Genomic DNA, 19,241 nt, shown 5'->3' with positions numbered 1-19,241 from the left:
AAGGGTGGCTGGGCGGAGCGAGAACGTCCTTCAGAAACGGCAATTTGTTTCGTGACTTATCCAAGTACTCGGCCGCGCCAAGTATCCAGCACAGCAGGCATAGATCGCCTAATACACCACAAACGTTTTTTCACTAATGGCGACGTCTACTGTGACCTATCCGCTAACCAAAAGCCTCGAGTGCTTATCGCGCGTGACAAGCCTGCCATGCTGTGGAAAGGGTGCTTGCATCAAAACCAGGATAAGGAAGCAAACATGAAGAACCTATTTGATGTGAGCGGCAAAGTAGCTGTCGTCTCGGGCGGCTCCAGCGGCATCGGTGCGATGATGGCACGCGGTCTGGTTGAAAATGGCGCCAAAGTTTACATCACAGCGCGTAAGGAAGAGCGTTTGATGGCCATGGCGGAGGAGCTTTCAAAGCTTGGCGAATGCATCGCTATTCCGGCGGACTTATCGAACGTAGCTGGCATTGAAGATTTTGTGGCTGCCGTCAGTGAGCGGGAAAGCAAGGTTGATATTTTGATCAACAATGCCGGAGCCAATTGGGCTGCTCCGATTGAGGCCTTTCCTGAAAAGGGTTGGGACAAGGTAATGGATATCAACATCAAAGCGATTTTCTTTGCCACGCAGAAATTCCTGCCACTGCTTAAATCGTCCGGCAATGCAGATGATCCAGCGCGGGTCATCAATATCGCGTCGATCAACGGTATCAGAAATTCCGGTATGCCTACTTACGCCTATTCAGCGAGTAAATCCGGTGTCATTCATTTGACCGAACATCTGGCAACCGATCTGGCATCTTACCATATCAATGTGAACGCTATCGCACCGGGTTTCTTCCCGAGCAACATGACCAAACAGATTGTCGAAAATGACGGAATGACAAAAATGGCTATTTCACAGATTCCACGCGGACGCATGGGCGCGCCGGAGGATATTGCGGGAACGGCACTTTATCTGTGTTCAAGAGCGTCTTCTTGGCTGGTGGGGCAGACGATTGCACTTGATGGCGGGATGATTTCGCGGCCTTAGCGCAGATTTTCGAAAGATTGGTGCAAATGTGGAAGAGGCGACCATGTGAATGGTCGCCTCTGTGTTTTTTGTTCTACCGGTGAGTACTAGAAGTCCAAGGTTACACCCGCGAAGATATAGCGCCCGAGCGCATCATATGTCGCCGGATAGGTATTGCCGTTACAAGGCCCAGTGGGGCAAAGGTTAGCTCCACCGCCGCCTCCAGACGTCACCAGAGGTGGTTCCCGATCCAGGATGTTGTTAACACCCAGGCGGAACCTGAACTGCTCCCCAATACTGAAGTTAGTGGCTAGATCGAAATAGTTCTGGGCTTTAATCCGATCACCTGGTCCGAACGTTGTTGCTGCAGCGAGCGAAGGATTGTCCGACAAGGTTTCGGCCTTCACTTTACCAACATGACGCCACTGCAAGGAAACTGCCACGCCGCCCGGTGTGGTCAGCGTGGTACGGAATTTATGTCGCCATTGTGGCAAAGGTGCCCCAGCATTGGTAGTTCCACCAGTGCTGCAAGTCGGACCATAGAGGCCAGCACAGTCATATTCCGGTGTCAGGCCATTGTCGACCACATACTCGTCAAGATAGGTACCAGTGAAACTTAACGACAAAGTTCCCAGTGAACCGATCTCGCTTGCGTACGCGCTGCTTACTTCAATGCCCTTTGTTTGCAGGCTGCCAACATTGTCTGGCAGATCTCTTACAAATCCACCCGGCGTCAGCCAGAGCGAACCAGCGGCATCGCGATTCACAAAACCGCATGACTCCGGCGTAAATGTTGCAGTCGCATTGGCTACACAATCACCTAAGATAGCATCCTGTCCGAATGCACGGATTGCATCATTCACCTTGATATCGAAATAGTCCACAGTCAGCGAGAAGCCTGGCAAGAAGCGTGGTTGTAATACAACACCTATGGTTTTAGTCGTAGCTTTTTCGGGTTGCAGATCGGTATTGCCACCTATGAAACCATTGTACTGGCCAGCCGGGTTTGCGGGTGTAGTTTGGCCTACGATCAGACCTTGCGCCAGACAACCGTAATCCGTTGCCGATATTGTAATGTTAGCGCATGGATCTGAAGACCCATTGAGACCAACCGTGGGCGTAGCAAAAAGCTCTTGTATATTTGGCGCGCGAACCGCTCGGTTGTAAGCTCCACGAAACCGGATATCTTCGATTGGTGCAAAATCAATTGCCAACTTATAAGTGTCGGTATTGAAGCTGTTATCAGCGCTGGTTTGATAATCCGAGTAACGATAGCCACCTGACAACGTTAAGTCATGGATGAAACCATCTTGGATAATCGGAAACTCTGCTTCGGTGAAAAATTCATACACACGGAAGCTGCCAGACAATGGAAGCGTCGCGCCGCCTTGGCCCGTCAAGTCGCCAGTTTGGAACGCATTATCTGTTTCCAGTTCTAATGATGCTCTACGCCATTCAACACCAAAGTTAACAGCAAGGCCGTCATTCGCCCACGGAGTCTGCACTCCATATTCTGTGAAGTCACCGGTTATAGAAGCGGATGCAATCTGTTCTGATGTTTCACCTTTCTGAAGGCCAGTTGCGCTGAGATAGGCGACAGCCTCTGCACTTGCACCGCCCAGTCCGGCGAATATATTGTAAGGAACACAGCTTGGGTCTGTTCCATCACGAACGGATCGGCAAATGGGCGTACCATCAGGTCCTTCAACCACATCAAGAGCACGGTTCAGCCGAGCGACTGAGAATTCGTTCGTGTAAACCTGTGAATAGTTTACGCGCCCATATTGATAATAGGCGTCATAAGACCAAGCAGTTCCCAAGTCGCCCTTCGCGCCGATGACCGCGCGAAAATTGGTGTGCTGTAGTTCATTTCGACGGGATCCACCTTCCACGTTACGCCGCAGCACCTGGAAATAACCTCTATTGTACGTTTGCCCGGTCGTGGGATCAATGAAGTCGATCGGTGCATCACCAGGATTTGGGTTGGCCGCAGCGCCAATGGCTAATGGGAAGTTACCAAGGAAACCATTGATGAGATTCTCATTACTGAAAATAATGGCGCGTTGCTCGGCTGATATCAGAGGGTTGTCGCTATTGATCGTGAGTGTGTTACCAAAATTGCCCGACGGAGCGATTTGAGCAACCGTCGTATCATCCATGAACATGAACTCTATATATGGTTTGATTGAGTCGTTAATTTCATAGTTTGCGAAGAGTCCGGCTGTATAGCGTTCGCCACTGCGCTGGAAATAGTTGGTAGGTGCAAAATTGAAGACTGTGTTGTTATTTGCAAAGCCCCCATTAGGCAAAAATGTGTAGAAAGTTGTGCCTGCTCCGGCATCATTGTCATATAGTAAGACATTACCTTCCGCTGATGTCGCGGAACCACCACAGACGTTGCCGCCACTGCTGTTATTCTGGAGCGTACACGCACTATAGTCGCGATTCGATTGTACGACGGGTTTTGCTTTACGATATCCGAAATAGACAACAGCATGACCGCGATCGTCAGCAAACTTGCTGCCCAAGGAGACTGTGGCATCAAATGTCCCGCCATCGGTAACGCTTCCGTCAGGATAGCCATAACCATCGAGACCGGCCGCCTGCTGTGCATCTAACAGAGGCGGTAGCAGGTTGTTGCGATTGCTATGCTGGAAGAGGCTATACTGACCATCCAGGCGGACGCCCTCAAATTCAGTATCGATAATGAAATTGACCACACCAGCAACAGCATCGGCACCATAGGTAGAGGATGCACCACCCGTCAGCACCTCTACCCTTTGGAGAATGGAGGTTGGAATAATATTGATATCGGCAGCCGAACCACTGGTCGGGCTGGGATCACCAGGCATCAAACGTCGCCCGTTTACAAGACTCAAAGTGCGACTGGTTCCCAGTCCGCGAAGATCGACAGTTGCTGTCCCATCTGAACCGTTTGAAAGCGTGGATGCCTGGCTTGCAAAGACGGCTGGCAAAGAATTGAGCAAATCTTCTGCTCGCGTCGTGCCCTGAAACTTGATTTCCTCGCTGGTAACAACGGTGACCGGACTAACCGACTCTAGATTTGCTGAGCGGGAAATACGCGACCCGGTAACGACAATCAGGTTACCTTCGTCTTCGCTATCGGCTTGGTCTTGTACCTCAATCTGATCTTGTGCTTGGACGGCGGTCGCGGACACGGCCATCGCCAAAATGGCAACTGATGACAGACACTGATTTAATGCTTTTGTTTTAAAATTTCGCCGCATTGCTGGCTCCCTTGGTTAATTACAGCGGCAACCAAATAAGGCGAAAGAGCGCGTCAGCAATCAAATATGACGGAATTTTGAATATTGGTAAGGACGTGGAGATTCGATGCAACGGTGGGTGTACATTGTTGTAAATATGAGATTAATTTGTTGTTCTTGGCCGTTAGCGCATTGATTACAAACATAGATTTATTCTATGTCGGATGAAATAATCGCCATGACATCCTTGGCATATTTTCTGCCGACGGCGACTTCATCGCCGGTGCTTAAACGTAATATGCGACTACCATTTTCGCTACGTTTTATCGCGACAATTCGCGCAACGTTTACAGCTGCTGATCGGTGGACACGCAGAAAGCCGATGGCCGCGTTGCTGCCAACAAAATCGCCGATCATTTGTCGGTAGAGGTAGGATGTCTGGTCACAATGAAGGCGTACATATTCGCCCTCTGCTTTGACCCAATCGATGCTGTCACAGTCCACGCGAACAATTTCGCCGTGACGAGGTACCCAGAGATAGTGATCTTCATCGACCACCCGTGATCGTTCGTGCCGAAGCTGGTCCAACGTTTTGCCAAGCAAAGCCAGTCTTTGACGGGCTTCGCGGTCTGCAAAGGCAGAGCGTGCACGGTCAATAGCCTCGACCAGGCGCGCATATCGCACCGGCTTGGGTATGAAATCCAATGCGCCGGTTTCAAAAGCGCGAACAGCAAATTGGGGATAGGCTGTAACGAAGATAACCAGCGGTATATGACCTGATTTTTCGTCCAGAGAAGCTGATAAATGTTCGATGACGTCAAAGCCATCGAGAATAGGCATCTCAATGTCGAGCAGGACTAAATTGGGATTGAGTGTCTCAATCAGTTCCAGTGTTTCCTGACCATCTGAAGCTTCGCCTACAAGGGTCACATCGTCCATGCGAAGGACAAGTTCGGCCAGCCGAGACACCGCAAGCGGTTCATCATCGCTGATCAGCAATGTGAGAGGCGGCATGACCTGATCCTGAGGGAAATGAGAATCCACGGGATGTATGTAGATAGTCTTAGGGATATTACATCCGGCTGAACAAACCGGCTCGATTGCTCCATCGAGGAATATTTAGATAATGCGGTTTTGTAAAAACGACAGTCATGGAATCGTGAATCTTTGGACAAACCTGAGAGCAGGAAGAATTGGAAGAAGGATATCCTTCTCCTGACGGCTCTACTGTTTATGCCCATGCGGAGTCTATGCAGCCGTTTTGATCGAAGCGAAACTGCGTGACCAGGTCGTTCATTTGCTCGGGAGTGTCGTTTATTGCTCCTTGGTCATTTTTGTCGGTTCTTGGGGCTGTTTCGTAGAATAGCGGAAGATGTTTTACATGATTTTACGTAAACTCCGCCGTGCATTTTAGAGGCCGACCCCCCGGCTGATAGTGATACAGGAGTGTAAAATGGCAACCCGAGTACAGACAAGAAATCCTAAGATTGACACCAATGCAGAAGGATCCGCATGGCGGCCAGCATCCTCGCGTCGGTTGATCCTGGATGCGGCGCGGCGCAAGCTGCGTACCGAGAGTTTCAACGAATTTGCAATGGAAGCTGTTGCGGCTGAAGCGGGCGTGTCACGTCGTACTGTTTATAATCAATTTGCCAATCGTGAAGAGCTATATTGTGCCTCTCGTTTGGAGCTGTTCGAGAAAATCGATTTGGCCATGGCAGAGATTAAATTTGATCTTGATCAACCGGTAGAGAAGATGCTCCACCGTTTCTGTAAGGCGGGCATCGCAATTTTGCTATCGCCTGAAAGTTTTGAACTCAGAGCATCACGGGCACGCGATCGGCGCGCCTTCCAGTGGATTGAAGAACAATATGATCACCGTATTGATGAGCCTTTGCGACTGAAGATCGAACATTTTCTACAAAGTCTCATGTTAAAGGGCGACATAGAAAATACCGATCCCGCACCTCTCGCAGAATCGCTTTTGATGGCGATCAATGCATGCGTTGGTGATGATGGGCAGGCGGAGACCAATTTGAAACAACCACCGGTTTTCACGGCCGATGAAATCGCCGATATCTATCTCAAAAGATTGCCTTTGAAAGACCACGCTGCTGCGTAAGGTTTTTTGACGGTTGCGAGAATAGAGTCAGCCGCCGTTGGCGGTTTGTTGTCCAAGTATAGAGAGCGTACTGCCGATTAAATCGGCGGTGCGCTTTTTTTATGGATCGATGCGACCCTTTGTTTAGAATAAAAAGCTACCAACAGCGGCGAGCATATTGAGACAGCGCCGGAACAGTTTGCTACACAACCGTCTCCATCAATCGTTCAATCGACTGGGTTGATCATCGGATGAAAGAAACCACACTCCCTCTTGATTTTACAAGCGTGTCTGCGCATTGGTCTTTGCTAATGATTGATCAACAAAAGGCCTTTTATGACCTCTGAGAAACGAGCGTCCGCGCTACGAAATTTCCTGAAAAGTGAAGCTGCAGGCGGCATATTGCTAATGGTCGCTGCCGCGCTTGCGATGTTTGTCGCGAATAGCCCGCTTTATGATATGTATCACCATTTTCTGCACGAGCTGAAAGGTCCGGTACTTAGCAAGAAGCTGGGCCCGATGACGCCGCATCTGTGGATCAACGATGGCCTTATGGCGATATTCTTTTTGCTCGTCGGTCTTGAGATCAAACGTGAATTTGTTGATGGCCGCTTAAATAACTGGGAGCGTCGCCGCTTGCCAGTGCTAGCCGCTGCTGCAGGAATGGTGGTTCCGGCGTTCATTTACCTCGCGATAGTGCGTGATATGCCTGAACTCTATAATGGTTGGGCGATTCCAGCGGCAACAGATATAGCTTTTGCCATTGGCGTGTTGGCGCTGCTCGGGCCGCGTGCTCCAACCTCGCTCAAGCTGTTTCTCGTCACTGTGGCAATTGTCGATGATATGGGCGCGGTTGCGATTATAGCGCTGGTCTATACCGCTGAAATTAATGGTGCGGCCTTACTGGCTTCCGCCGTCATATTGGGTATCATGTACACGATGAACAAAGCGGGTGTGAAATCATTGCTCGCGTATCTGTTTTTCGCCTTTCTGCTCTGGTTTGCGGTGTTGTTGTCTGGTGTGCATGCGACAATCGCTGGCGTGCTGGCAGCAATGGCCATCCCCATTGTCGTTACACCAGGTTCACCAGATGCTCAGGATTCCCCGCTTCACCGGCTGGAACATGCCATTGCGCCATGGAGCGCTTTCCTGATCGTACCGATATTCGGCTTTGCCAATGCTGGTGTTTCGCTCGAAGGCTTGGGTGTGGAACAGATATTCGCTCCTCTACCGCTGGGCATTGCAGCGGGCCTTTTCCTAGGCAAGCAAGTCGGCATTTTTGCCAGTGTTTGGCTTGCCGTGAAAACCGGTTTTGCCCAGCGCTTGGGTGGAACAACCTGGTTACAGGTTTATGGCGTTTCCATGCTCTGCGGCATTGGTTTTACTATGAGCCTGTTCATCGGCGCTTTGGCATTTCCGGGTGAGGCATTGCTAATTGAGGAAGCCAAGATTGGCGTGCTGATGGGCTCTTTCCTGTCAGCAGTTGTCGGTTTCTGCATTCTGCGTTTTGCACCGCAACCATCAAAAGATGAAGACGAATTGGTGGCTGAGCCGGTCAAGGCCGCATAATGGCATTTCGCGGCAAGAGCGACTTTGCCTTCATTTTGTTGCTGTGCAGCTGCGCTGTACCGCAAAGCCAAAATATTGTTCCGGCCGCTGAAGTGACGACCGACAATGTTGAACGCCGTACGACCCTTGACGCCATCGCAAGAGACTATGTGCAGCTCACGCTCGAATTAGGAGAGCAAGAAGCCGGCTATGTCGATGCTTATTATGGCCCGCCCAACTGGGCAGTCGCAGCCAAAACAAAGCCTCGTGATATGCGGGAATTGGGCAACGACATTGTCGATCTGATGCTGCGGCTTGATGCGTTGCCGAAAAGCGAGGATGCCTTGGTGGAAGGCCGGAAGCGTTTTTTGTCGGCACAGCTGGAAGCGGCGCTCACCCGGCATGCGATGATGCAAGGTGAAATCTTCGCCTTTGCCAAAGAGGCGAAGGGGCTGTTCGGGGTAACTCCGGAATTTCAGCCTTTGGCCAGCTATGATGCCGCCTTGGCAAAGATCGAAGCACTAGTCCCAGGCAGTGGGCCGTTGCATGAACGCGTTGAGGCCTATCAGGAGCGGTTTACTATTCCCACCGGCCGTCTGAAAACCGTTTTTGACGCTGCTATAGCGGAATGCAAACGCCGAACGGCGGAACATATCGCGCTGCCGGCGGATGAGAATTTCAAGATGGAATTTGTGACCGGAAAAAGCTGGAGCGGCTATAATTATTATCAAGGCAATTACCAAAGTCTGATCCAGATCAATACCGATCTGCCCATCCGGATTAGCCGAGCCGTCGATCTCGGCTGCCATGAAGGTTATCCCGGTCATCATGTCTATAATATGCTGCTCGAGCAGCGGTTGACCCGTGAACGCGGCTGGCCAGAATTTTCTGTCTATCCGTTATATTCGCCGCAATCGCTGATTGCTGAGGGATCGGCAAATTATGGCATCGATCTGGCTTTTCCGGGCGAAGAACGCCTAACTTTCGAGCGCGATGTGCTTTACCCGTTGGCTGGTCTCGATCCCGCAGCAGCAGCAGATTATTTCGAGCTGCAACAGGCACTGAGCGATCTGAAGGGGGCAAGGTTCGTTATTGCACAGGCCTATCTGGACAAGACCATCTCCCGCGATGACGCGCTGGAACTGATCCAGAAATATCAATTGGTTAGCCGCGAACGGGCCGAGCAGTCTTTGTCGTTTAACGACCAGTATCGCAGCTATGTGATCAACTATGGCCTGGGGCAAGATATGGTGAAAGCCTGGATTGAGCAACAAGGTGATGCTCCTGTATGGCGCTGGAAGGCGATGGAAAAATTGCTCAGTGAGCCGATGCTGCCAGAAGATTTAGCGCACTGAATTTGATTTTTCTTAATAATTTTCCACGATTATTAAGATATGAGAATCCCGTTATCTCTTTTATATTTTCTGGCTGTATTTGTTTTATTTGTAGTTCAGCAAGTTCCGGGATTGCGATTAGTTTTATTCCTGTTGTTAGTTCCATACTGGTCGATCTTTTTCTTAAACGCTGGCTTCCTCACACTTTTTATTGAAGTTATCATTCGACGTATCCACTATTGTTGGATGTTTCCGGCACTGTTGTGGTTCGGCGGCTATTATAGCTGGGTGTTCTACGAGGAAGGCTTGATAGCCGAGTTTTCAGCTGCAACTTCTGCAAAGAATGTTGGAAAGACTATTAGATTTGATCCCAATGAACAATCATTAGTCTTTGCGCGTGGATATGGTGCGATCCGGTATGTTCAACGCTACGATCTTGAGGAAGCCTTTGAGTTTAATGGGGTAGGTGGGGAGAATCGATACCGTGTTATTCGAGTGACCGATCGAGCTATTTGCGACAAGTTTCGAAGGGACAAGATCGCTGTTGCCGCCGGTGTTCATGTTATGACCGACATACAAGATCGTTCTTCCGAGAATAACGGGGAGCAGCTTTGTATCATTAGCATGGATGAACCTCCCTCCAAACGGCAAATAAGGACTTATCTAACAAGCTTTGAGGATGTCCTTGAAAATATTCCTGTCATAAAGACTACGACAACAGTCAAAACGGTAGATGGTAAGGAGGTGATTTTATCCGGAGCTTCGGTTGCTCGTCTCAGCAAATTCCCGTTGCCGGTCGTAGGTTGTATTCCGACAGATAAATATATCGAGGATTGGAACTGTTCTGTTAGCTTCATTCGCACAAATCACGGTCCAGCGATCAAAGAAAATGATTGGGAGTATATACTTGCAACATCGCTGGGTTTGCAGGCTGTCTCTGTGCGTAAACATAAGCTATATAATCAACAGGATATTGAAAGGTTGATTGCCGAGACAATCGAAAGCGCCACACAGGCGGAGTTACAAATTTTGGACAGCATTTTATCAGACCCATTGGTGAAGGTTGGAAATGATCCCTTTTTAATATTGCCCTATAGAAAAGACCTCATGGATGAACGACAGCGTAAAATAGTTACAACGATCGACTATTTGGCGGACCTGAACGACAAAGGGAAAAAGAACAAGTTGTTGTTGGATTCGTTATTAGAAAGGGGCAAATTTATCGAGCGGGAAAAGGATAAAAGAAGGTCCGCAATCAATTACCACTGACCCCATTTGTTTTGTCAAGGCGGGAAATTTTTGGAATATATTAAAGCGGCACAATAGAACAAAACGCCCAACCTGTCGTAAGACAGGCTGAGCGTCTGGCCAAAAGACTTCAATCCTGTAAGGCTTTTCGAAATGTGATCTTGTCGTCACCATCTTCATAGAAATCTCGGATGCGTGATTCCTGATCATATTGGCATAGCCGATAAAACTCCCGGGTACGGGCCAGGGCATCTGTACCCGATGTTTCAACTATCAAAACACGCTGATTCCGCGTTGTGAGATAGTTCTCGATATAACTCATCAAAGCGGCTCCAATACCCCCACCCTGACAGTCTGGATGGACAGCGATGAGCAGCAGGTTCCATGTCCTATCGGTCATTTCCTCTGGTCGGCAATAAGCAACGGCCATGGCGTCACTCTTCCCATCCAAATTGTCATCGGCCATTTCATAAGTCAGCCATATTTCATCGCTGTCCTTGTCATTGAAAAAGCCAGCGATTATGTCGTCGAGCATTTCAGAAGGGAACATATCAGTTGCTTCTATGACATTTTTTAAAGCCGGTATGTCATCAGGAACAATCGGCCTGATCGGATTGTGCATGGGTTCGTTCATTGTTTTTTCCTTTATCTATTGTCGAGCTGAGGGCGCACTGAGACCCGGCCCAGATGAGAGATGCGATAGGGGCTGCCCTTGCGGGACATGATCAGTCGCCTGCGTTTCAGGCGAGCAAAGACGTCAAGCGTACAGTCGGACAATATGTAACCGTCCCGGGTCACACACATCACTTCATCGATCTTGCTATTTTTATTACGTTTGTGGCGGATATGGCCGCCTTGAGCGAGCGCGTGAAGCACGCGCTGTTCGGCTTTGGAAATGTTCATTATTTTTACTCGGAGATTAAACCATCAAAATGCGACAAAGGTTCCTGTGCGCTAAGCACACCGGTTTTATCGCTGCTTTGATTTGAAACGCTAAATGGGTTTCAAATCAGCTGGTTGTCGCAATCTCTAACAAAAACGCTCCGAATATTGGCTAAGGCATCTTGCCTTTGCGAATCCGCATTTATTCCGAGAATCCCAGAATTTCAACATTTTTCTGCCACTTAAGAGCAAATTTACGCCGATGTTAACTTATCGCTAACCAATTTCGTTCACTCCGGTTGCTGAAGCATGACCTGGCGCAGTTAAGTGCCGTGTTTTGAACAGGGGCCAAATATATGACTGAAGCGACCAAACCCGTAGATGTAGCTGTTATCGGCGCTGGGCCAGCGGGCCTGACTGCCGCTTATCTCCTCAGCAAAAAGGGCTATACGGTCAAAGTGATCGAAAAGGATCCGACTTATGTTGGCGGGATCAGCCGGACAGTTGAATATGAAGGCTTTCGATTTGACATTGGCGGGCATCGTTTCTTTTCAAAATCCAAAGAGGTCGTCGACCTGTGGAATGAAATCCTCCCTGATGATTTTATTCAACGGCCGCGGATGAGCCGCATCTATTATGAAGGCAAGTTTTACAGCTATCCATTGCGTGCTTTTGAGGCCCTGTGGAATCTGGGTATTTGGCGTTCGACCCTGTGCATGATCAGCTATGCCAAGGCGAAGGTCTTTCCGAACAAAAACGTGAAGAGCTTTGAGGACTGGACGGTCAACCAGTTCGGTTACAAACTCTATTCCATCTTTTTCAAAACCTATACCGAAAAGGTCTGGGGCATGCCTTGTGACGAGATGTCAGCAGATTGGGCAGCACAGCGGATCAAAGGTTTGAGCCTCTGGGGTGCGGTTGTCGATGGTTTGAAACGTTCATTGGGTCTCAACAAGAAACCTAATGACGGCATGGAAACCAAGACCCTGCTCGAAACTTTTCGCTATCCTCGTCTCGGACCCGGCATGATGTGGGATGCCGCACGTGATTTTGTCCGCTCCAAGGGCAATGAAGTGCTGATGGGCCATAGCCTGAAACAGCTGGCGCAGGATGCCGATGGCAATTGGCGCGTGTCGGCTTCGACTGAAGAAGGCGAGACGGTTATCAATGCAAAACATGTAATCAGCTCTGCGCCGATGCGCGAACTGGCGACCCGTATTCACCCGCTTCCGCAGTCTTTGCCGGAAGCCCAGGATCTTCACTATCGTGACTTCTTGACCGTGGCATTGATGGTGAAATCCGAAGATCTGTTCCCCGATAACTGGATCTATATCCATGATGATCGGGTACAGGTGGGTCGCGTTCAGAATTTCCGCAGCTGGTCCCCTGAAATGGTGCCTGATGAATCCATCGCTTGCGTGGGTCTGGAATATTTCTGTTTTGAAAATGATGGCTTGTGGTCCTCTTCTGATGAAGACCTGGTCGAGCTGGCCAAGAAAGAAATGGAAATTCTTGGTCTATGCAAACCCGAAGACGTGGTTGGCGGCGCCGTCGTGCGTCAGGAAAAAGCCTATCCGGTTTATGATGACAGCTACGAAGAAAATGTAGAAACGATGCGCAGCGATCTCGAAGAGCGTTTCCCAACGCTCCACATGGTCGGTCGCAACGGCATGCATCGCTACAACAACCAAGATCACGCGATGATGACCGCGATGCTGACGGTGGAAAATATCGAAGCCGGATCGCGCAAATGGAATGTATGGAACGTCAACGAAGACGCCGAATATCATGAGGCTGGTGACGAAGGCGCAGAATCCGTGATTTCCGAAGATCGTGCGGCTGCGCTGGAAAGCATGCGCGATGTTCCGACGCGGATCGAAGGTGACGCACCAGAAGCCAAGCCTTCCAAGGCAGCGTAAGCCAGATGGAGCGGAGCGGTCAGGATAGACGGTCTACCGTCGGAATCTGGGTAGGGCATCTGCCCGGACCGCTCGCTTTGCTAAACCGCTTCTCTATCACGCGCTATCTTATGGCGAGCATTGTAAGCCTCGCTTTTGATGTGGCGCTGTTCATGGTTCTGGTCGCATTTGCATCTGACCCCGGCTGGGCGTCTGCGGCAGGATATAGCGCCGGCGTTGTTATCCATTGGTTGATATCTTCCAGCTTCGTTTTCCCTGGGAAGACACGGCAAGGTGCAGCGCTACAGCTGCAACGGATTGGCTTTGTTGCCACGGCTATATTGGGCCTTGGCATTACCGTCAGCATCGTCAGCGGGCTTACCGAAGTTGGCGTGCTCCCGGTTGTCGCGAAAGGCGTGGCGGTCTTGGTGAGCTTCTTTGCGGTCTATTTGACCCGTAAATTTGGAGTATTCCGGTGACCGCAATTACCATGGAAGCACCCGAGGCTGGTCTGTCCGCAGATTTCAAAAAGTTTCTCAACTGGACGTTAATCTGGCTGGGGTTGGCCAATATTCCGTTCATGGCAATGTGGTTTGTAGGCGCGCCGCCACGCTATTTCGAAATTGCTTTGGCCGGTCTGGTCGGTCTCGTCGTCAAGCGTATGCCGCGCATTGTTCAGTGGATGGCATTTACCGGCATCATTGCCTATTCAATCCTGTCTTTTGTGGCTGGTCTGTTCAATCTGGGAATGAGTTCGCTCCTTTATTCGATGCAGTTTTTCGCCGAAATCAAGCCATCCAATTCGATAGAATATATCGCTGCCGCGGCCGTTATTTTTGCCATATTGGTCGCTAGCTGGTTTTTGCTGAAGCGCGACACGAATTTTTCAAAACCTTTGTATATCTTGCTTGGCGGAACTTTGATTTTTGGCTTGGCAGCAAGCGACTTTGCCATGGGGCAGAGCATGCGGGGCCACTATTTTCGCGAAGCCCCAGCGGGTGCCAATTTCGAGTCAGCTGTAGAAAAGTCCGGATTGGCAAGCCGTGCCGATGGTAAACGCCATCTGATCTTGATTATGGTAGAGTCGCTTGGTGTACCGAATGACAATCAGGTTATCGCAGACAAGCTTTTCGCCTATTATGAGAATAGCGCCATTCAAGCACGCTATGATGTGAGTCAAGGCACCAGCCTTTACTATAATAGTACGACAGCCGGCGAGTTTCGCGAAATGTGCGGACAATGGGGCGACTATTATGAATTGCTTGATCCGGCGCAGGCCGCAAAGCTAAACTGCCTGCCAGCGATGCTGGCGACAAAAGGCTATGCCACCCACGCTATCCACAGCTTTAAAGGCGAGTTTTTCAAACGGGCCGAATGGTATCCGAATATCGGTTTCCAAAAACAGGAATTCTGGCCCGATCTACAGGAAAAGGGCGCAGAATGGTGTGGTGGTGTATTTGCTGGCGCCTGTGATCGACAAATCCCAAAGTTGCTTGCAGACAGCCTGAAACAGGCGGATAAACCAACCTTTCTCTACTGGTTGACACTTAATGCACATTTGCCCGTTCCAACGGGGCTCAATCTGAATGCGGACGACTGCGCGAAAGTCTCACCCGAATTGGCGAAGGACTTTCCGATGATTTGCCGTCAGTTCGCAATATTTGATGATATCGATAAAGCGTTGGTCAAAGAAATTACTGCGAGCGATTTTCCTGAGGCGGATATTTTGATCGTTGGCGATCATATGCCGCCCTATTTTGACCGACATAACCGTTCGCAATTTGATCCAGAGCGGGTTCCGTGGCTGTACTTGAAGCATAAGGGCGCTTCTCGGCCTAAATCATGATTGGGTCAGGCTATCTGCGTAAATCGGGACCATTTTTCCTGATCTGGCTCGCCGTTTGTGCGGTCCTCATCTTCGTATCCCTGGATCAAATAGTTTCTGGTGTCGGCTGGGGGCCCGATGATCAGTTGCGTCAGGTGCAATTGCGGGACTGGCTGGCGGGACAAAGCTGGTTTGATACGACCCAATATCGCATTGCCGCGCCAGATAGCCAGCCGATGCATTGGCCGCGCTTGATAGAACTTCCTTTGGCATTTGTAACACTTTTGCTCGGACTCGTCATGGCGCCTTCTTCCGCCGAAACAGCGGCTCTCGTGATTGTGCCTCTGGCAGCATTGGGCATTGCCATGTGGCTGGTTGCAAAAATCACCAGTCAGTTTTTCGATCGCAACGTGGCTTTGCTTGCTGCCGCTCTAACGGCGACGGCTGTGTCAATCATCGCCCAGCTCAGGCCGATGCGGATCGACCATCATGGTTGGCAGATTGTGCTCGCGCTGGTTGTATTGTGGACCATGTTCTGGCCTTCCAAACGCAACGCTGGAATCGTCATGGGCATTGCGCTGGCGCTCTGGCTTTCGATCTCGGTCGAGGGCCTGCCACTGTCCGTCGCTTTCATAGCATTGCTAGCCTGGCGCTGGATCATTTCGTTGGACGAGGGCGTTCGGCTGTTCTGGACACTCACAGGATTTCTTGGCAGCAGCGTCCTGCTCTATATGGTCAACCATGGCCAATTGGACGTTGCGCTGAACTATTGTGATGCAATAGCGCCGGCGCACCTTCTGGCCTGTGCCGCCGGTGGCGCCATAATCTTGCCTGCGATAAAATTTTCCCCGGATTCATGGATCGTCCGCCTCATTGCCTTGGCTGTTGCTGGCCTCGCCGCACTGGGCGTGTTTTATTCCACCGCACCGCAATGTGTCGGCAGCGCCTTTGGGCAGCTTGATCCGCTGGTGCGGGATTACTGGTTGGTCAATGTTCGTGAGGGTATGCCGATTTGGACGCAGCCATGGAAAGAGATAATCACGCTATTTGGCGGATCGATCATCGTAGGCTTGGTTAGCCTGGCCTATATCCAGTGGCGAAAGCCGGAAGCTATCGATCGGCAGAAGCTTTTTCTTTTGGCCTATGCGCTGATGTGGGCCTTTGTGGTTTCCCTATTGGTACAGCGTGCAGCAGCAGTTGCGGCCGCCTATGCCCTGCCACTTGTTGGATGGGCGGTGCATGGTGCATTTCAGCACGCCCGTGCCATCAAACGACCGATTACCAGGATATTGGCGACAGTGGCCGTGGTTTTTCTGATTCTGCCGGGGCCGTTGGCGCTCGGTGTTATCGACATGGCCAGAGGCAATGGCATGCAGGGCAACACGCAGATAGCGGAACCGGCTGCCTCAGGTCCGGATTGCCAGTTTGATGACTCGCTGGCGCAGCTGAACAATCTGCCACCATCCTATATCGTCGCGCCCTTTGATTTTGGACCAAAATTGTTGGTGCAAACTTCGCATAGCGTTTTGGCAACCAGCCATCATCGCAACGATGCAGCTATGGCAGATCAAATCCGTATCTTTACCTCCAAGCCGGAAACAGCGCGTTCCATTCTGGAGGATCGGAATATCGAAATTATCATGACCTGTCCCAACGAAGCAGAATTGAAAACCTATGCCAAGAAGCATCCCGATGGTCTGTGGGCGAAATTGGATGGTGGCGAGAAATTTGAATGGCTCGAACCGATCACGCTTGCGAAGGACAGCCCATCACTTTGGAGAATAGTAAGGAAATAATTGCACGCCATAATAAGAGATATGATACAAGCGTTTACGAGCTTGTTATAAATGGACCAGGGAGAGAATAATGGCAAAGGTCACGGGATTGGGCGGCGTATTTCACATGGTGAAGGACCCGGCGGCTACACGTAAATGGTATAAGGAATATCTCGGCCTGGATGGCGAATATGGTCCGATGCTAAGCTGGTCCGAAGAGACGGGAGATCAGCCCTATAGCCTGATTAGCCATTTTACCCCCGACAGCGATTATCTTGCCCCGAGCGAGGCCAAATTCATGATCAACCTGCGGGTTGATGATCTTGATAGTTATGTTGAACAACTCAAGGCCAAAGGAATCGAAATTCTGGGCCAAGTGGACGAGGGCTATGGCAGATTTGCCTGGATTCTTGACTGCGATGGGATCAAGTTGGAATTCTGGCAGCAAATGGAAGCGCCTGAAGCGGGCGGCTAGCGACCGTTGATTAAGCCGGAATAAACTTCAAAGCCAGACCGTTGATGCAATGACGTTTGCCGGTCGGCTTTGGGCCATCGCTGAAAATATGTCCCAAATGCCCACCACAACGGATGCAATGCACTTCGGTTCGGGGATAGCCGATTTTATAGTCGGTTGATGTGCCAACGCGGCCTTTGATTGGTGCCCAGAAGCTGGGCCAACCGGTACGGCTGTCAAATTTGGTTTTGGATGAATAGAGCCCGAGATTGCACCCAGCGCAGGCAAATATACCTTCGCGTTTTTCCTGGTCCAATGGACTGGAATAAGCGCGTTCTGTCCCGGCTTGGCGCAATATTCGATAGCGCGCGGAGCCTAGCCGCTTTTTCCATTCTTCAGCCGTTCGGGTAATCTTGAATTTCTTGCCCGATTTGGCGCTCGCCACATTGCCAAAAACACCGGAAAAGCTGGCCATCCCGTAAGCTCCAGCGCCGATTAGTCCGGCGGCAACAAGTTTGCGTCTGCTAAGCCCAGTCATTTCCCGTCTTTCTTTGCTATTCACCGGCTATTCGGTTCTTCTGCAAAGATAGTTACATATGACGCCTGAACAAAGGCTTATCAATATTTGGACAGCTTGACCTGCATCTTACGGAATCCGTGGACAAAACAGGCATGAACACGCTTCATTTCGCCTGTGACGTTGACCTGCATGCGCCGTGCCGCCATTTCTTCGAGCAGTATGCGGATTTGCAGCTCTGCCAACCGGGCACCAACGCAGCGGTGAATGCCATAACCAAAGGCTAGATGGCGCCGGGCATTTTCCCTTTCGATATCGATCTGGTCGGCATTTTCAAACACGCTCTCGTCACGATTGGCTGAGATGTACCACATGATCAGCTTATCGCCTTTTTTGATCTCGTGACCGAACAGATCAGCGTCTTCGGTCGCAGTGCGCCGCATATGGGCCAGCGGTGTTTGCCAGCGGATGATTTCCTGGACGGTATTTGGGATGAGATCCGGATTGTCCTGAAGCTTTTTCCTTTGATCGGGAAATTGATCGAGACCATAGGCGAGGCCCGACATAGTGTTACGAGTCGTGTCGTTGCCCCCAACGATCAACAAGACCAGGTTCCCCATAAATTCCATCTGATCCATGTCTTTCATAGCCTCACTATGGATCATCATCGAAATCAGATCGGGCGTCGGTTCTGCGTTAACCCGCTCATTCCAAAGATTTTGGAAATAGGCACCCATTTCATAAAGAATTTTTTGCCGCTGTTCATCGAGCTCGGGCGCAAGAGACAATTCCACATCACCGGCCCAATCCGACCAATAGGTCAGCAAGCGGCGGTCTTCCCAAGGAAAACCGAAGAGTATCGCAAGCATACCGGTGGTTAGCTCTATCGAAACCTTGTCGACCCAATCAAATTCCTCGTCCCATGGCAAGCTGTCCAGAACCTCGCCGGTGCGGTGACGGATTTCATCTTCCATCCGCTTCATTTCGGTCGGCGTGAAAGCAGGTGCGACCGTACGACGTTGTCCAGTATGTTTGGGACGGTCCATTGCGATGAACATCGGCAATTGGAAATCCGAATTTTCACGCTCTTCGGCGATTGTTATACCGCCATTGTTGACGTCCGAAGAATAGAGTTCTGGAAGAGCCTCAATATGCTGAATGGCCTTGTGATTGCAGATATTCCAATAAGGCCCATAGTCCGAATCTTCGATCTTATTGATCGGAGCATTGGCCCGCATCTCGGCAAAAGGCGCACGCCACAAATCCTTGCTGTAGAGATCAGCCTTGCTGACATCACGTGGATTAGGATTGGAGTCCGCAGCTGGCGGATTTTCCTTATACCAGGCCTCAAGCGCCTCCATGGCGGTGGGGGAGGTGGTAAGGGTTGATGCATTTAGAACGGGACTGGTGGCCATGATTCT

16 protein-coding genes are annotated in these 19,241 nt (G+C 50.4%); 10 read left to right on the top strand and 6 right to left on the bottom strand.

Annotation, left to right across the window (positions count from 1 at the left end; all coding sequences use genetic code 11):
* The first annotated feature begins 255 nt into the window (after nucleotides 1-255).
* A complete protein-coding gene (locus tag BS29_RS15760) occupies nucleotides 256-1,032 on the top strand; it encodes a glucose 1-dehydrogenase (protein WP_229954584.1) in 777 nt (258 codons plus the stop codon).
* A gap of 86 nt (nucleotides 1,033-1,118) precedes the next feature.
* Here BS29_RS15760 and BS29_RS15755 read toward each other — a convergent pair whose 3' ends face one another.
* Nucleotides 1,119-4,259: a TonB-dependent receptor domain-containing protein gene (locus BS29_RS15755; protein ID WP_229954583.1), complete on the bottom strand. Its 3,141-nt coding sequence runs from the start codon at nucleotides 4,257-4,259 to the stop codon at nucleotides 1,119-1,121.
* 189 nt (nucleotides 4,260-4,448) lie between these two features.
* Nucleotides 4,449-5,252 carry a LytR/AlgR family response regulator transcription factor gene (locus BS29_RS15750; RefSeq protein ID WP_229954582.1) on the bottom strand — a complete coding sequence of 268 codons (804 nt, stop codon included), beginning with the start codon at nucleotides 5,250-5,252 and terminating at the stop codon, nucleotides 4,449-4,451.
* Nucleotides 5,253-5,691: 439 nt separating this feature from the next.
* On the opposite strand from BS29_RS15750, the gene BS29_RS15745 reads away from it, so the two are divergent.
* The 4 genes from BS29_RS15745 (at nucleotide 5,692) to BS29_RS15730 (ending at nucleotide 10,490) form a co-directional block, all read left to right on the top strand.
* Nucleotides 5,692-6,360, top strand: coding sequence for a TetR/AcrR family transcriptional regulator (locus BS29_RS15745; RefSeq protein WP_229954581.1), 669 nt, complete (start codon nucleotides 5,692-5,694; stop codon nucleotides 6,358-6,360).
* A 315-nt stretch (nucleotides 6,361-6,675) separates the two neighbouring features.
* Entirely contained in the window at nucleotides 6,676-7,908 is a 1,233-nt protein-coding gene (nhaA, locus tag BS29_RS15740; RefSeq protein WP_229954580.1) for a Na+/H+ antiporter NhaA, read from the top strand.
* Nucleotides 7,908-9,242, top strand: coding sequence for a hypothetical protein (locus BS29_RS15735; RefSeq protein ID WP_229954579.1), 1,335 nt, complete (start codon nucleotides 7,908-7,910; stop codon nucleotides 9,240-9,242). Before nhaA ends, BS29_RS15735 begins: the two co-directional genes overlap by 1 nt.
* 39 nt (nucleotides 9,243-9,281) lie before the next feature.
* Entirely contained in the window at nucleotides 9,282-10,490 is a 1,209-nt protein-coding gene (locus BS29_RS15730; protein ID WP_229954578.1) for a hypothetical protein, read from the top strand.
* 109 nt (nucleotides 10,491-10,599) lie between these two features.
* Here the strand turns inward: BS29_RS15730 and BS29_RS15725 are convergent, their stop codons facing one another.
* Complete coding sequence (locus BS29_RS15725) at nucleotides 10,600-11,103, bottom strand: GNAT family N-acetyltransferase (RefSeq protein ID WP_229954577.1); 504 nt, start codon at nucleotides 11,101-11,103, stop codon at nucleotides 10,600-10,602.
* Nucleotides 11,104-11,114: 11 nt separating this feature from the next.
* Nucleotides 11,115-11,372: a YjhX family toxin gene (locus BS29_RS15720; protein ID WP_229954576.1), complete on the bottom strand. Its 258-nt coding sequence runs from the start codon at nucleotides 11,370-11,372 to the stop codon at nucleotides 11,115-11,117.
* 335 nt (nucleotides 11,373-11,707) lie between these two features.
* Between BS29_RS15720 and BS29_RS15715 the strand changes: the two genes are divergently transcribed.
* The 5 genes from BS29_RS15715 (at nucleotide 11,708) to BS29_RS15695 (ending at nucleotide 17,324) form a co-directional block, all read left to right on the top strand.
* Nucleotides 11,708-13,270 carry an NAD(P)/FAD-dependent oxidoreductase gene (locus BS29_RS15715; protein ID WP_229954575.1) on the top strand — a complete coding sequence of 521 codons (1,563 nt, stop codon included), beginning with the start codon at nucleotides 11,708-11,710 and terminating at the stop codon, nucleotides 13,268-13,270.
* Nucleotides 13,271-13,275: 5 nt separating this feature from the next.
* Complete coding sequence (locus BS29_RS15710) at nucleotides 13,276-13,728, top strand: GtrA family protein (protein ID WP_229954574.1); 453 nt, start codon at nucleotides 13,276-13,278, stop codon at nucleotides 13,726-13,728.
* A complete protein-coding gene (locus tag BS29_RS15705) occupies nucleotides 13,725-15,095 on the top strand; it encodes a sulfatase-like hydrolase/transferase (RefSeq protein ID WP_229954573.1) in 1,371 nt (456 codons plus the stop codon). Before BS29_RS15710 ends, BS29_RS15705 begins: the two co-directional genes overlap by 4 nt.
* Nucleotides 15,092-16,870, top strand: a complete 1,779-nt coding sequence (locus tag BS29_RS15700) for a hypothetical protein (RefSeq protein ID WP_229954572.1) — start codon at nucleotides 15,092-15,094, stop codon at nucleotides 16,868-16,870. The genes BS29_RS15705 and BS29_RS15700 overlap by 4 nt, the downstream gene beginning before the upstream one ends.
* A gap of 70 nt (nucleotides 16,871-16,940) precedes the next feature.
* Complete coding sequence (locus tag BS29_RS15695) at nucleotides 16,941-17,324, top strand: VOC family protein (RefSeq protein ID WP_229954571.1); 384 nt, start codon at nucleotides 16,941-16,943, stop codon at nucleotides 17,322-17,324.
* Nucleotides 17,325-17,334: 10 nt separating this feature from the next.
* Here the strand turns inward: BS29_RS15695 and msrB are convergent, their stop codons facing one another.
* Both msrB and BS29_RS15685 read right to left on the bottom strand, forming a co-directional pair.
* Nucleotides 17,335-17,841, bottom strand: a complete 507-nt coding sequence (msrB, locus tag BS29_RS15690) for a peptide-methionine (R)-S-oxide reductase MsrB (protein ID WP_229954570.1) — start codon at nucleotides 17,839-17,841, stop codon at nucleotides 17,335-17,337.
* A gap of 80 nt (nucleotides 17,842-17,921) precedes the next feature.
* Nucleotides 17,922-19,235: a cytochrome P450 gene (locus BS29_RS15685; protein WP_229954569.1), complete on the bottom strand. Its 1,314-nt coding sequence runs from the start codon at nucleotides 19,233-19,235 to the stop codon at nucleotides 17,922-17,924.
* Nucleotides 19,236-19,241 lie beyond the last annotated feature (6 nt).

The sequence above is a fragment of the Parasphingorhabdus litoris DSM 22379 genome (assembly GCF_020906275.1).
GTDB lineage: Bacteria > Pseudomonadota > Alphaproteobacteria > Sphingomonadales > Sphingomonadaceae > Parasphingorhabdus > Parasphingorhabdus litoris.
The sequence above is the reverse complement of the archived record's forward strand: the minus strand, read 5'-3'. Positions and strand labels throughout refer to the sequence as shown.

What these genes read in the sequence shown, in the direction of transcription:
- BS29_RS15760 (WP_229954584.1), top strand. Translation starts at nt 256, where the DNA reads ATGAAGAACCTATTTGATGTGAGCGGCAAAGTAGCTGTCGTCTCGGGC.
- BS29_RS15755 (WP_229954583.1), bottom strand. Translation starts at nt 4,259, where the DNA reads ATGCGGCGAAATTTTAAAACAAAAGCATTAAATCAGTGTCTGTCATCA.
- BS29_RS15750 (WP_229954582.1), bottom strand. Translation starts at nt 5,252, where the DNA reads ATGCCGCCTCTCACATTGCTGATCAGCGATGATGAACCGCTTGCGGTG.
- BS29_RS15745 (WP_229954581.1), top strand. Translation starts at nt 5,692, where the DNA reads ATGGCAACCCGAGTACAGACAAGAAATCCTAAGATTGACACCAATGCA.
- nhaA (WP_229954580.1), top strand. Translation starts at nt 6,676, where the DNA reads ATGACCTCTGAGAAACGAGCGTCCGCGCTACGAAATTTCCTGAAAAGT.
- BS29_RS15735 (WP_229954579.1), top strand. Translation starts at nt 7,908, where the DNA reads ATGGCATTTCGCGGCAAGAGCGACTTTGCCTTCATTTTGTTGCTGTGC.
- BS29_RS15730 (WP_229954578.1), top strand. Translation starts at nt 9,282, where the DNA reads ATGAGAATCCCGTTATCTCTTTTATATTTTCTGGCTGTATTTGTTTTA.
- BS29_RS15725 (WP_229954577.1), bottom strand. Translation starts at nt 11,103, where the DNA reads ATGAACGAACCCATGCACAATCCGATCAGGCCGATTGTTCCTGATGAC.
- BS29_RS15720 (WP_229954576.1), bottom strand. Translation starts at nt 11,372, where the DNA reads ATGAACATTTCCAAAGCCGAACAGCGCGTGCTTCACGCGCTCGCTCAA.
- BS29_RS15715 (WP_229954575.1), top strand. Translation starts at nt 11,708, where the DNA reads ATGACTGAAGCGACCAAACCCGTAGATGTAGCTGTTATCGGCGCTGGG.
- BS29_RS15710 (WP_229954574.1), top strand. Translation starts at nt 13,276, where the DNA reads ATGGAGCGGAGCGGTCAGGATAGACGGTCTACCGTCGGAATCTGGGTA.
- BS29_RS15700 (WP_229954572.1), top strand. Translation starts at nt 15,092, where the DNA reads ATGATTGGGTCAGGCTATCTGCGTAAATCGGGACCATTTTTCCTGATC.
- BS29_RS15695 (WP_229954571.1), top strand. Translation starts at nt 16,941, where the DNA reads ATGGCAAAGGTCACGGGATTGGGCGGCGTATTTCACATGGTGAAGGAC.
- msrB (WP_229954570.1), bottom strand. Translation starts at nt 17,841, where the DNA reads ATGACTGGGCTTAGCAGACGCAAACTTGTTGCCGCCGGACTAATCGGC.
- BS29_RS15685 (WP_229954569.1), bottom strand. Translation starts at nt 19,235, where the DNA reads ATGGCCACCAGTCCCGTTCTAAATGCATCAACCCTTACCACCTCCCCC.